The following is a 13,858-nucleotide window of genomic DNA, read 5'->3' as shown; positions in this document are numbered from 1 at the left end:
TGTACAAACAGGTTTTATTCTCATAGGAAAAATGAATGGAAGTTCGACAGCGCGGTTTGATCACAGGTATCTTGACAGCAGTTTTATTGGTTGCGCCTTTTGCAGCTGAAGCAAAACGTGCAGGTGGCGGTAAAAGTCACGGCATGCAACGTTCTGCACAACCTACTCAATCTTATCAACAACCTCGTCAAGCTGCGCCTGCTCAACAAGCGCCAGTTGCCGGTGCTGCAACCCAGCAAAAATCCGGTCCGGGTGTCGGCGGCATGGTTGCCGCGGGTGTAGCCGGTGCTGCGATTGGTGCAGTTGCTGCCAATGCCTTGGCGGATGATCAAAGTGTAGCAGCATCTGAAGCTCAGGCTGCTCAAGCCGAAGAGGAAAAAGGTGGTATTCCAGGCTGGATCTGGATCCTTCTTGCTGCTGCTGTTGCCTTCTTCATTTTCCGTAAGATGGGCGCAAAAAAAAAAGTAGCTTCTAACCCATACGCACCAAATAGCGGTGCTGGTAATACAGCACCTTTTGGTCAGGCACCGACTGCACCTCGCGGTGGTGACAGTACCAATATTTTTGGTCAGAATGTGGGTGGTCAAACGTCAAGCAACAATGCTCCGTTCGGTTCTGCTCCGGTAAATAACGCGCCTTTTGGTGCAGCTTATACCCAAAGTGGCAGCCAGTTACCGGATGGTACTGAACCTGCAGCATTCTTGCGTGTAGCGCGTCAGCGTTTTAACCATATTCAGTCCATGAATACAGCAAGCAACATTTCTGAAATTCAGCGTTATCTGACTCCTGAACTTTATCAGTCAATGTATAACGACATCATGAGCAATCAGGATCAGGATGTTGCCGAGTTTTCAAATCTGAATGCGATGGTCGTCGACTCATCGACTGACAATGGCCAATATATTGTCAGCGTACGCTTTACAGGTACGGTAAGCGAAGACTTAAACAGCTTGCCGCAACCGTTCGCAGAAATCTGGCATTTCACCAAACCAGCAGGTTCAAATCAGGACTGGGTGGTTGCAGGTATTCAGCAAGACTAATCGTGAATAAATGAAGTTTAGACAGCGGCCTTCGAGCCGCTGTTTTTATTTTCAAGCCTTACATTTTGATCTTTTTTAATTCCCTTCCCCCTCTCTTTTTTAACCTAACTTCCAGTTTTACTTATTTTTCATATAAATAGTTCAACAACCCATATTTAAAATCTAAACAATAATTGTTATCATTATCATTAATTACTTCATAAGTTTGTAAATAGAATTTTCGATGATGAATAGTCCGAATATGCAAGCCATAGCGACTGGAACAGTTACTGCACCGAAACCATCAAGCAAAAATAAAGTCAAAGCAAATATGCTGGCTTATCGTGGGATGATTTTATATCGCTTTATTCTGGCGGGTGCTGGCGGTTATCTACTGGCTACACTGGCAACGATCTTGATTGCCCAGCTTTTTATCGACAGTGGAAGCAGTGCAGCCATGTCCGCCACCCTGATTGGCTTTAGCTTGAATGCTGCTGCATTTATCTGGGTATTTATGGTGAATAAGACGCTCAAAGCTACGCTCGGGATCGCGATTCCCGGTGTTTTACTCTATATCGCCTATAAGCTTTTAGGAAATTGAGATGAGAGTAGACGCAAAACCCGAAGGTCCACGCCAGTCGATGTCGTGGTTGCATACTTGGGCCAGTCTGATTTTAGGCTGGCTTTTATATGCGATTTTCTTGACCGGAACCTTAAGCTTTTTCCAGAACGAAATTACCGTCTGGATGAAACCGGAATTTCATCAATCAGTTCCACCAAAGACTCAAATCGAACAAACCCGTGTGGCACTGGCTTATCTGCAACAGCACCATCCGGATGCTGGCAGCTGGGCAATCCAGCTTCCTAACTCACGCCAAAATACTACCACCCTGACTATTCGTAGTGCCGGCGAAGATCCGCGTGCCCGTCGTGGCGGTACCCGCGTGACGATTGACAGCGCCACCGGCGAAGTTTTGCAAGCGCGTGAAACACGCGGTGGTTCATTCTTATACCGTTTCCACTTTGAATTGTATGGTTTGCCAAGAATCTGGGCGCGCTGGATGGTCGGCGTTGCGACCCTGCTCATGCTGGTGGCAATCATCAGCGGTGTCATTACCCATAAGAAAATTTTCAAGGATTTTTTTACTTTCCGTCCCGGCAAAGGTCAGCGTTCATGGTTGGATGCACACAATGCTACTGCGGTATTTGCCCTGCCCTTTCACATCATGATTACCTTCAGTGGCTTATTATTATTGCTTTTTACCCTCATGCCCTGGGGCGTAAACCAGATTTATGAAAATCGTGGTGCTTTCCTTCAGGATCAACGTAAGAGTTTGGTTCAAGACAACAGTATTCAGGCTGAATCCCGTGACAGCCATAGTGAGAGCAAAGAACGTCGACCGCAAGCTGAGAGAGAAAATCGTGGCGAGCGCGGTGAAATGTCGGCACGCAGTGAAGGTCGCCGCTCTCGTGATGAAATACAAGCTGTACCTCCTGCACCATTAACCGATCTTACTCCGATCTTGGCAACAGCCGAAAAAGAATGGAAAAATAATCCAGTGGGTACGATAACCATCATCCAGCCAAATACCGTAAAAGCTGAAATTGAACTTCGTGCCTTAAACGGAGTCAGCATAGCTTATCGTAATGTTTATCCGAGCCTTGCTTTTAATGGCGTAACAGGTGATTTAGAGCCGGATCAAACCACACTGAAAACGCCTTCGGTCGCAAATGGTATTTATAATGTATTCACCACATTGCATGAAGCACGTGGCGTGGACTTGGCTCTACGCTGGTTATTGTTCATCTCAGGTGTGGTGGGCACCTTGATGATTGCGACCGGCTTGATTCTATGGTGTGTCAAACGTGCGCCACAACAACAGAAGCAAGGCTATAAATCCTTTGGTTATCGTCTTGTGGAAGTCACCAATATCGCTGCCATTATTGGCTTACCGATTGCCTGCGCCACCTATTTCTATGCCAACCGTTTCATTCCGGCAGACATGGACATGCGTCTGAACTGGGAAATACGTAGCTTCTTTATTGTCTGGTTGCTGACCTTGCTCTATGCCATGATTCGCAGTCATCGTCAGGCTTGGCTGGAACTATTACTGCTTGCTACTGCCGCATTTGCCTTGCTGCCAATCGTCAATTTTCTGACCGGCGGCCAGGCAATCTGGAACACCATTATGCATGGTCAATGGGTGATTGCGTCTTTTGATCTGGCGATGTGGGTGCTTGCGATCCTGTTCTGGTTTTCATTTAAAAAAGTGAAAAACCATAAAGGTTTGTCGCCTAAAAAAGCCAAGGCTGCTCTCAAGGAGAATCGGGCATGATGTTCTTCTTCCTGATTTGGGCTTTAACTTCACTGGGTTTCTTTGCGCTTGCAATGTCGATGTCCAAACATCAAAAACAGATTTTTGATACAGAACTTGACCCTGCAAAGACACAACTTGCGACTATTCTGGGTTGGGTATTGCTCATAATTGCCCTGATTCTGTGTCTGTTAACAGGATTTGCCAGCAATATGATCAGTTACTGGCTGGGTAGTCTAACTTTTGCAGCACTGGTGGTCGGTTTAAGTCTGAGCTATCTGGCAAGTAAAATTAAAGTGATCGTAATGTTCTGTGTGTTCATCGCTTCGATCTCAGGGATTATTTGCTTGATCTAATCATTTGATTGACCAATCTCTTTAAAAAGCTGGCCTTCGGATTGGCTTTTTTGCTTTAAACCTTTTAGTCTACGCACAATATTTTTGAGATGTTGATATGACCCAGCGTGTTTCTCCCTCTGCTGTCCTGACCAATCTTGCCTTAGCCGGTAATGCTGAAGCGCAATTTGAACTAGCTGAGCTGTATATGCAAAGCGAGCATGATGATGACATCATTCTGGCTGAAGAATGGGCATTGAAAGCTGCCAACGGCGGGCTGGTGGATGCAATGTACTGGTTAGGTGAAGGTTATACCGTTTATGCCAAAGAATTAGCAGAAGAAGATCCGGAAGAATCCATAGCTCACTTTGAGTTAGCCTATTACTGGTTAAGCAAGGCCAATATTGAGAAGCACCCTGCTGCGACTTTAGAACTGGCAGGTTTCTACCGTCGCGGTGATGTAATTGAAAAAGATGTAGAGAAATCGATTTCTTTAGTTAAACAGGCTGCGGAATGGGGCGAGGTTCAGGCCATGCGCGATCTTGCTTTTATTTATGCCACTGGTTTAGGTGTAGATGGCGATGAAGAACTAGCTGAGTTCTGGGCCCAAAAAGCGCATGCTGCTGAGCAAGAAGCTAAATAAAACGAAAAGCCCGTCAAATGATGGGCTTTTTATTATCATATATGATTCACAATAAATTCTATTTCCTTTATTAAATAATCTAAAAGCTCATTTAATCCAATCAAATCATTAAGCCTCATAACACTATAATTACTATGATCTATTTTTTCTTTCAATTTTAATAAGGCTTTCGTTCTCTCTGTTTCTGCATATTTATAATCCTCCCTCTTCGCATTGATGCGTATTTTTTTTAATTCACTAATATCATGAGATAAGAAAACGATATATTTATCCTTTATTAGTGTAGGAATTGAATGAGCAATTAAATTTCTAACAAATAAGTTCTTCTCAACTTTCCCCAATAAATAAATTATTTCACCATTCAAATGCTTATGTAATTCTTTCACATTTATAAGCTGTGACAAAGGTAAGGTTCTCACTTCATCCTTATATGTAGGTATTTCTACATATGTTACGAGCCTCTTGAGATGCACCTCCAACCTATTAAAATTTATAAGTAAATCTATGATCAATAATTTACATCCAGTTTTTAGCTCACAGTGTCCAAGGAAATCCAGTGGTTTATCTTGGATCAGCACATCGATGGATTTTGTAATTTCCTCTAAGTCATCCATTCTTCTTCCTTAGTATATTTTTAAGTCAATGTATTTGTATCGGATTTTATATAACTTGGCTATCACTTTAAATCCAAGTACAATACTGCGCTAGTCGAGGGATGCTGCGACGTTTTACAGGCACTAAATGTAAAATCGCTAGGCTCGACCATCGGTCAGACATTCGTTCTGATCAACAACGGCATCCGCGAACAGAACGATCCAATCTATTTTTTCCTAGGAGATCCTGATGAACGCGGTTACTGCTTCATTTACAGATTACAAAGTTGCTGATATTTCACTTGCTGATTACGGCCGTAAAGAAATTAAACTTGCAGAAGCTGAAATGCCAGCCCTAATGGGTCTGCGTAAACGCTATGCTGCTGCTAAACCACTTGCTGGCGCTAAAATCTTGGGTTGTATCCACATGACAATCCAAACTGCTGTTCTTATTGAAACACTGGTTGAATTAGGCGCAGAAGTTCGCTGGACTTCATGTAACATCTTCTCGACTCAAGACCATGCTGCTGCTGCAATCGCTGCTGCGGGCATTCCTGTATTTGCTTGGAAAGGCGAAACTGAAGAAGAATACATGTGGTGTCTTGAACAACAAATCAATGTAAATGGCACGCCTTGGGATGCCAACATGATTCTTGACGATGGCGGTGATTTAACACTACTTGTTCATGAAAAATACCCAGAAGTGATTGAAAAAATTCACGGTGTAACTGAAGAAACAACGACAGGTGTTCAACGTCTGTATGAAATGCTTCGTGATGGCACTTTAAAAGTTCCTGCAATCAACGTAAACGATTCAGTAACCAAGTCTAAAAACGACAACAAATACGGTTGCCGTCACTCACTGAACGATGCAATCAAACGTGGTACAGATATGCTTTTATCTGGCCGTCGTGCACTTGTGATCGGTTATGGTGACGTAGGTAAAGGTTCTGCGCAATCCCTTCGTCAAGAAGGCATGATTGTACGCGTAACTGAAGTTGATCCAATCTGCGCAATGCAAGCATGCATGGACGGTTACGAAGTTGTATCTCCATACAAAAATGGCGTGCAAACTGGCAAGAAAGAAGACATCAATGTTGACCTTCTTCAAAACACTGACCTTATCGTAACTACAACAGGTAACTACCACGTATGTGACGCTGCAATGCTTGATTCATTAAAAGCTGGCGCAGTTGTTTGTAACATCGGTCACTTTGATACTGAAATTGATACAGCTTACCTACGTGGCTACAAGTGGGTTGAAGTTAAACCTCAAGTACACCAGGTGTATCGTTCAGAAAATGAAAATGATTACCTGATCCTTCTTTCTGAAGGCCGTTTGGTGAACCTTGGTAATGCGACTGGTCACCCATCACGTATTATGGATGGTTCATTTGCCAACCAGGTATTGGGTCAAATGCATTTATTCGCTGAGAAATTTGCTGATCTTCCAGAATCTGAAAAAGCTGCACAAATTCGTGTAGAACTTCTTCCTAAGAAATTAGATGAAGAAGTTGCTGCTGCGATGGTTGCTGGTTTCGGTGGTGTCTTGACTCAACTGACTCAAGAACAAGCGGATTACTTGGGTGTTCAAGTTGAAGGTCCATTCAAGTCTGATGCTTATAAATACTAATTTTTGTTTTTACCTCTCCCTAGCCCTCTCCTAAAAGGAGAGGGAAACTTCTATTGTGAAAATAGTTAGAGGGTAAGTTTTAAAGACTTTAACTATCGTAATGGAAGTCCCTTCTCCCTTTGGGAGAAGGTTAGGATGAGGGCAATCCAAAATTACAAGTATTTATAAAAAGGATTTGAACATGTCTAAACAGATTCCAATTTCATTTGAATTTTTCCCGACCAAAACTGATGTAGGTGCGGAAAAACTCAAGGTTGTACATCAAGAGTTACAACTCTTAAATCCAGAATTCTTCTCTGTGACCTATGGTGCTGGTGGTTCCACTCGTGAACGCACCCTGTCTACTATCAATGACTTTAATGGCAAAGGTGCACCTGTTGCCCCTCACCTGTCTTGTATTGGCGATGACAAAGCGCGTATTGCTGAACTTCTAGATCTGTACAAATCTCAAGGCATTGACCGTATTGTTGCCCTGCGTGGTGACTTGCCTTCAGGCCAAGTGGGTTTGGGCGAATTACCTTATGCAGCTGATCTGGTTCGCTTTATCCGTGAACATTCAGGCGATCATTTTAAGATTGAAGTCGCAGCTTATCCGGAAATGCATCCTCAGGCTGAAAGCTTTGACAAAGACATTCAGCACTTTGTTGATAAAGTCAATACAGGTGCTAATGCTGCTTTAACTCAGTTCTTCTTCAATCCAGATGCTTATTTCTATTTTGTAGATCGTATCCAGAAAGCAGGAATCGATATTCCAGTTGCGCCAGGCATCATGCCAATTACCAATGCCAGCAATCTGATTCGCTTTGCTGATGGTACCGGCGCTGAGATTCCACGCTGGATTCGTAAGCAACTGGCAACTTATGGTGACGATACTGCCAGCATTAAAGCCTTTGGCCATGAAGTTGTAGTTAAATTCTGTGAGCGTCTGCTTGCAGGTGGTGCACCAAGTTTGCATTTTTACACCATGAATACTACTGACCCGACCCGTCAGCTGGTCACCGATCTTGGTTTAGCTTAAGCCCTTTATTTCACCGATTTTTTGAGTAGAACGATCAATGCCACGTTTTTATATAGATGCTGATTTAACTGTTGATGTCAGCCTTGAGCTTACGGAAACTGTATTTCATCATTGGGTAAAGGTTTTACGCGCGCAAGTCGGTGAAAGCGCGACCCTGTTCAATGGACAGGGTGGCGAATATGACGTGACTTTAACCGAGGTTGCTAAAAAATCAGCCACCGTCTCGGTCAATGCATTTAATCCTGCCAATCGCACACCAAAGTTCCAGGCTTTGCTCGGTCAGGTGATGAGTAAAGGCGACCGTATGGATTATGCGATTCAGAAAGCAGTCGAACTGGGCGTTTCCGAAATTCAGCTGCTGACTTCGGATCGTTGTGAAATGCGTTTAAAGTATGATCGCGACCAGAAAAAGCTGGATCACTGGCAAGGCATTGTTATTGCGGCTTGTGAACAATGTGGTCTAAACATTGTGCCTGAAATTTTAGCGCCCATGTCACTTGAAAAATGGCTGGATACTGAACTTCCGAACACCAAACTGGTTTTAGCACCCAATAAAGATGAAACAGATGTACTGGCAGATGCGACTTTAGATCTTGCCCTGCTGATTGGCCCCGAAGGTGGCTTGAGTGAGGCAGAAATTAGTGCCGCAAACCAGAAAGGTTTTCTCAACTGGTGTATCGGCGAGCGTGTACTACGTACCGAAACTGCTCCTGTTGTTGCCCTGTCAATTTTGAATTATGTGCTTTAGTTCATCGGATGGGTAAAAATTTGTCTTTAATTTTGTTGATTTTTATTTTTAAGACATCTAATCTCGACTAAAGAATAACAAATACTTATTAATTGATTTCACACATTTCCTGGGGTTTTTATAACAACAATGCACAAGGACGAAAACCGTTTAGGATGAATACAGGCATTGAATCACATGGTTGATAATCAGGACGACTATATTCAACAGCATTTACATGATGCTCAAATTGCGAATACGCTTCGCCATAGTCGCTATTTTTTGCTCAGTATCATGGTGATTTGCCTCTATATTTTTTGTATTTATCACATTCAATATAGTCCTTCTAATACGTATTTTAATACCTGGTTTATTCTGACAGAATTTCTGGTCAGCATGTGTTGGCTGGTAAGTACGCTGTATTTTAAACCTGAACAATATAACCAGAAAAGTGCACACCGCTGGTTACAGATACAGAGTCTGGCTGTTGGCATCAGTATCGCGGCAGGTATTTTTACGATTTATTATTATTTGCCACAGGCCAATCCTGCATTTGAAGATATTGAAGCACTGACCTTGTCTGCCTTGTTGCTGATTGTTACCCAAGCTTTCGGTTTAACCTACCTGACCCAGAAACTGAGCTATTTTTGTCTGGTCTTTTTGCCGTCCTTATTCCCTTTTTTACTGTCGCAGCTTGACCATGTCGGTCATTCCAATCCCTTTTTTGGTCTGGCCTTAAACTTTGCGCTCATAGTGATTCTGCTGTGCGCGACAAGTAGTTATCGAATTCACAGCCGCACCTCACGTCTGTATGCGGAAAATGATATTTTGGTGAAAAATGCAGAACAGCAAGTGCATTGGACTGATGAACTATGCCAGCAACTCAAAACTGAAGTCAATAAATCCAAAGATATTGAACAGCAATTACAGCTCAGTAACCAATTGCTGGAGCAAAAAGTACGGGAACGTACCTATGATATTGAACAGATCAATCATGACCTGAAGAATCAGCAGCAGAATCTAAAACTTGCACATGAAATTGCCGGTATTCGGCCATGGGACTGGAATATTCAAGAGCGCAGCATCACCTTAACCAATCATAAAGACGAAAAGATTCTGCGCGATTCCAAAGATCATCATCTGCAATTACAGTATCTGATTCACCCTGAAGATCTGGCCTATTTTAAGCGCAATATGAAGCAGCATCTGCGTGGCCAGATTGAACGCTATGATGCCACTTACCGGATCAAGCTCAGTGAAGGTGGCTGGAGTTGGGTACATGATATTGGCCGGGTGATCAGTCGTGATCCTAAAAATAAAAAACCCTTGCGCATGGTCGGTATCCGTCGTGATATCCAGCAGGAACGTCTGTCTCAAGAACGTTTAAAACTGGTGGCCAGTGTACTGGAACAAGCTGCGGAAGGCATTTTCATTCTGAATCTTGATTTAGATTATATCGATGTCAATCCCCACTACGAATACCTGAGCGGTTTTGAGCGTGACCAGATCATCGGTAAATCCTTATTTGATATTGCGGTGCAAAATAAATCCCAGCAACGTACTTTTCAGGCCAATATTGTCAAACAGATCCAGAAGATTGGCTCTTATGATGGAGAGGTTTATGCAAAATTTCTGTCTGGCAAAGAGTCGACCTTATGGCTGCATATTAATGCCGTGACTGATGATGAAGGCCGGATTACCCATTATATTGGCATCGTATCAGATCTGACTGAACGTAAATTACAGGAACAGCGCCTGTCCTATCTGGAAAATTATGACACGCTGACTGACTTACCGAACCGCTTTTATTATAATTATCAGCTGCATCAATATCTAGTTTCGCAAAAAGACTCTATTAAAGAGATGGCTGTGATTCGGCTTAACATCGACCGTTTCCGGCCATTGAATGAATACCTGTCCAATAACGGCGGTGATGAACTTTTACGTCAGGTGGCGCAGCGGCTGCGCATGACCAATGCAGAAGCGCTATTTGTGGCACATCTAAATGGCGATGATTTTGCGATTCTCTATGAAATTTCACATATTCGCCCGTCAGTTCAGCACCATTGTGAACGCATCGCTCAGGCCTTTAGCAGACCGTTTAATATTTACGGTCAGGAGCATGTGATTACCCTGTCCATGGGAGTGGCATTTTATCCGGATCATGGCCGTCAGCTCGATTATTTAAATAACTGCGCTGAACAGGCATTGAACGAAGCCAAAAATCTCGGCGGCAATACTATTCACTTTTATTCCAGTGAAAATAATGCTTTACAGAACAAAGGGGTTTTCCTGGAACGTGATTTGCGCAAAGCAATCCAGAATAATGAACTGGTGGTGTATTATCAGCCAAAAATCAATTTCAGCGATCAAAGCATTTATGGCTTCGAAGCGCTGATTCGCTGGAACCATCCAGAAAAAGGCATTATCGCACCAGGCCTATTTATACCGTTAGCTGAACAGACCAGCCTGATTTCAGACATTGGCCGTCTGGTGATCCAGCAGGCCGCTAAACAGATTCGCCAATGGAATGATCTGGGCTTTAATCATATTTGTGTATCAGTCAATATCGTGGCGCAGCAATTGCGTCGTGGTCAATTACTTGATGATCTGGACCAAGCGATTGCAGACAACCATATTTCTGGCGCCAGCCTGGAGCTGGAAATTACCGAATCTTCTTTAATTGAAAATTCGGAAGCGGTCAAAAACCTGCTGAATGAAATTAAACAGCGACATATTCATATTGCCCTAGATGATTTCGGTACAGGTTATTCTTCTCTCTCCTATCTTGCTGATTTTCCAATTGATACCTTAAAAATTGATCGCAGTTTTGTTTGCAAGATTGGGGAAAACAAACAGGCAGCGATTGTCAGCGCCATGGTGGCCATGGGTAAAGCCATGGGCATGACCGTGGTCGCGGAAGGGATCGAGACTGAAGAACAGCTAGAATATCTACGTGATTTAGACTGTGATATTGCCCAGGGTTACTTATTTTCCAAACCGCTTCCTGAGCAGGATGCAACCGCTTATTTAGTACGAGACAAGACGCATCAGACTTATATATCTCAAGTCTAAGTCCATACCCGAGCACAATAAGTTTGTTGGAAAAACGGCCGTCTTTGTCTGTCCGAACTGGCCAACAAATGGTATATTCAGGAACATAAATAAATTTTTTGCCCGCTGACCGGGTAATCTTTACAACGATCGAGAGACTGATGGACGAACAATCTTTAAAGCAACAGGCCCTTTACTATCACGAATTTCCTACCCCGGGGAAAATCAGCGTTACACCAAGCAAACAATTGGTCAACCAACGTGACTTGGCCCTTGCTTACTCGCCTGGCGTAGCTGCACCATGTCTTGAGATTGAACGCGACCCTTCAACTGCTGCATTGTATACGGCTCGTGGTAACCTGGTTGCTGTCGTGACCAATGGTACTGCCGTGCTTGGCCTGGGTAATATTGGTCCTTTGGCTTCTAAACCTGTTATGGAAGGTAAAGGCGTATTATTCAAAAAATTTGCTGGCGTTGATGTATTCGATATCGAAATTGCTGAAAATGATCCAGACAAAATTGTGGATATTGTCGCTGCATTAGAACCGACTTTCGGCGGGATTAACCTTGAAGATATCAAGGCGCCAGAGTGTTTCTATATCGAGCAAAAATTGCGTGAACGCATGAATATTCCGGTATTCCATGATGATCAGCACGGTACTTCGATCATTGTCGGTTCTGCGCTCCTCAATGCGTTACAAATCAACGGCAAAAAAATTGAAGACATCAAGATTGTGGCTTCAGGCGCGGGTGCTGCTGCACTGTCTTGTTTGAATCTGCTTTGCGCTCTGGGTGCTAAAAAAGAGAACATCATCGTTGCCGATTCACGCGGTCTGCTGACTACGCATCGTGAAGGCCTGGATGAATCCAAGAAAGCCTATGTACAAGACATCGAAGCTACTCAGCTCGGTGACGTGATTGCGGGTGCAGACATGTTCCTCGGTCTTTCTGCTGCGGGCATTTTGACCAAAGAAATGGTCAAGGTCATGGCTGAAGATCCGATCATCTTTGCCTTGGCAAACCCGGATCCAGAAATTCTGCCTGAACATGCGCATGAAGTACGTGATGACGTGATCATGGCAACTGGCCGTTCTGACTATCCGAACCAGGTGAATAACGCACTGTGCTTCCCGTACATCTTCCGTGGTGCGCTGGACGTTGGTGCAACCACCATTAACGAAGAAATGAAAATTGCCTGTGTCCATGCAATTGCACGCATGGCACACGTTGAAGCTGATGCGGCGACTTATGGTGAAAAATCTGCATCATTTGGCCGTGAATACCTGATTCCAGGTCCACTGGATCAACGCCTGATTCTAGAAATCGCACCTGCTGTAGCACAAGCTGCAATGGATTCTGGTGTTGCAACACGCCCAATCACGGATTTCTCGCACTATCGTCAACGTTTGTCTGAGTTTGTCTACAACTCTGCCTTCATGATGAAACCAATCTTTGAACAGGCTAAATCTGATCCTAAACGTATTGCTTATGCGGAAGGTGAAGACCTGCGTGTACTTCGCGCAGTTCAAATTGCGGTAGATGATGGTTTGGCAATCCCGATTCTGGTGGGTCGCCCAGCTGTCATTGAAGCCAACATCAAAAAATTGGGTCTACGTCTTGAAGATGGTGTGAATATCACCATTGTCGATCAGGAAAAGAACCCGAACTATGAAATGTTTGCAGACGATTACTACAACATTATGCAGCGCAAGGGTGTAACGCCTGAATATGCACAGCGTGAAGCACGTCGCCGCTCTACCCTGATCGCTGCAATGCTGGTGAAACATGGCATGGCAGACGGTATGCTGTGTGGTACGTATTCAAGCTATGACATTCACCTGGACTTCGTCAGCAACATCATTGGCAAGAAAGATGGTCATAACACTTTCTTTACCCTGAATGCCTTGATGCTTGAAGACCGCAACCTGTTCATTGCCGATACCTATGTCAACACCAATCCAACGGCTGAGCAGCTGGCTGAAATGACCATTCTGGCCGCTGAAGAAGTTCGCCGTTTTGGTATGACACCACGTATTGCCCTGCTGTCTCACTCAAGTTTCGGTTCAGACCAGCATGATGCTAGCGCGCAAAAAATGCGTAAGGTATATGACATCCTGTCTGAAATCGCGCCTGAGCTGGAAGTTGAAGGTGAAATGCACGGTGATGCTGCTCTGGATGAAAACATTCGTCAGTTTGCATTCCCGAATTCACGTTTCAAAGGCTCTGCAAACTTGCTAATCATGCCGAATCTAGATGCTGCCAATATCTCGTTTAACCTGTTAAAGGCAACTTCAGGCAACAACGTAACGATTGGTCCAATTCTTCTAGGTGCTGCGAAACCTGTGCACATCTTGACACCGACTGCGACCACGCGTCGTGTGATCAACATGACTGCACTGACTGTTGCAGAAATCCAGCAAGCGGAACAAGATGCACTTTAAGCTAATGACAAGATAACGACGCATCAGCCTCGTTTCTTAACTTGAGAAAACCTCTATTCTGTAGCATGATGCTTGTAAGA

At 43.9% G+C, this 13,858-nt stretch carries 11 protein-coding genes; 10 read left to right on the top strand and 1 reads right to left on the bottom strand.

Annotated features, from left to right (window positions below; translation table 11 throughout):
• Positions 1–35 precede the first annotated feature (35 nt).
• The 5 genes from H0S56_RS04340 (at position 36) to H0S56_RS04320 (ending at position 4,312) form a co-directional block, all read left to right on the top strand.
• Positions 36–1,040: a Tim44 domain-containing protein gene (locus H0S56_RS04340; RefSeq protein WP_004731819.1), complete on the top strand. Its 1,005-nt coding sequence runs from the start codon at positions 36–38 to the stop codon at positions 1,038–1,040.
• Positions 1,041–1,263: 223 nt separating this feature from the next.
• On the top strand, positions 1,264–1,620 hold the full coding sequence (locus tag H0S56_RS04335; RefSeq protein ID WP_034438312.1) for a hypothetical protein: 357 nt from the start codon (positions 1,264–1,266) through the stop codon (positions 1,618–1,620).
• A 1-nt stretch (position 1,621) separates the two neighbouring features.
• Positions 1,622–3,355 carry a PepSY-associated TM helix domain-containing protein gene (locus H0S56_RS04330; protein ID WP_195725739.1) on the top strand — a complete coding sequence of 578 codons (1,734 nt, stop codon included), beginning with the start codon at positions 1,622–1,624 and terminating at the stop codon, positions 3,353–3,355.
• Complete coding sequence (locus H0S56_RS04325) at positions 3,352–3,690, top strand: DUF3325 domain-containing protein (protein WP_195725738.1); 339 nt, start codon at positions 3,352–3,354, stop codon at positions 3,688–3,690. Before H0S56_RS04330 ends, H0S56_RS04325 begins: the two co-directional genes overlap by 4 nt.
• 97 nt (positions 3,691–3,787) lie before the next feature.
• Positions 3,788–4,312 (top strand): tetratricopeptide repeat protein, encoded by a 525-nt coding sequence (locus H0S56_RS04320; RefSeq protein WP_195725737.1) that lies wholly within the window; start codon positions 3,788–3,790, stop codon positions 4,310–4,312.
• Between the two features lie 35 nt (positions 4,313–4,347).
• On the opposite strand, the gene H0S56_RS04315 is transcribed toward H0S56_RS04320, so the two are convergent.
• On the bottom strand, positions 4,348–4,926 hold the full coding sequence (locus H0S56_RS04315; protein WP_227554926.1) for a hypothetical protein: 579 nt from the start codon (positions 4,924–4,926) through the stop codon (positions 4,348–4,350).
• Positions 4,927–5,155: 229 nt separating this feature from the next.
• On the opposite strand from H0S56_RS04315, the gene ahcY reads away from it, so the two are divergent.
• The 5 genes from ahcY (at position 5,156) to H0S56_RS04290 (ending at position 13,778) form a co-directional block, all read left to right on the top strand.
• Positions 5,156–6,538 (top strand): adenosylhomocysteinase, encoded by a 1,383-nt coding sequence (ahcY, locus tag H0S56_RS04310; RefSeq protein WP_168386983.1) that lies wholly within the window; start codon positions 5,156–5,158, stop codon positions 6,536–6,538.
• Positions 6,539–6,719: 181 nt separating this feature from the next.
• Positions 6,720–7,556 (top strand): methylenetetrahydrofolate reductase [NAD(P)H], encoded by an 837-nt coding sequence (gene metF / locus H0S56_RS04305; protein ID WP_085064772.1) that lies wholly within the window; start codon positions 6,720–6,722, stop codon positions 7,554–7,556.
• 37 nt (positions 7,557–7,593) lie between these two features.
• Positions 7,594–8,304 carry a 16S rRNA (uracil(1498)-N(3))-methyltransferase gene (locus H0S56_RS04300; protein ID WP_195725736.1) on the top strand — a complete coding sequence of 237 codons (711 nt, stop codon included), beginning with the start codon at positions 7,594–7,596 and terminating at the stop codon, positions 8,302–8,304.
• A 177-nt stretch (positions 8,305–8,481) separates the two neighbouring features.
• On the top strand, positions 8,482–11,358 hold the full coding sequence (locus H0S56_RS04295) for a putative bifunctional diguanylate cyclase/phosphodiesterase (RefSeq protein WP_195725735.1): 2,877 nt from the start codon (positions 8,482–8,484) through the stop codon (positions 11,356–11,358).
• Positions 11,359–11,498: 140 nt separating this feature from the next.
• Positions 11,499–13,778 (top strand): NADP-dependent malic enzyme, encoded by a 2,280-nt coding sequence (locus H0S56_RS04290; protein ID WP_004280528.1) that lies wholly within the window; start codon positions 11,499–11,501, stop codon positions 13,776–13,778.
• Positions 13,779–13,858 lie beyond the last annotated feature (80 nt).

Source organism: Acinetobacter lwoffii (assembly GCF_015602705.1).
Lineage (GTDB): Bacteria > Pseudomonadota > Gammaproteobacteria > Pseudomonadales > Moraxellaceae > Acinetobacter > Acinetobacter lwoffii_E.
This window is presented reverse-complemented; position numbering and strand designations above follow the sequence as displayed.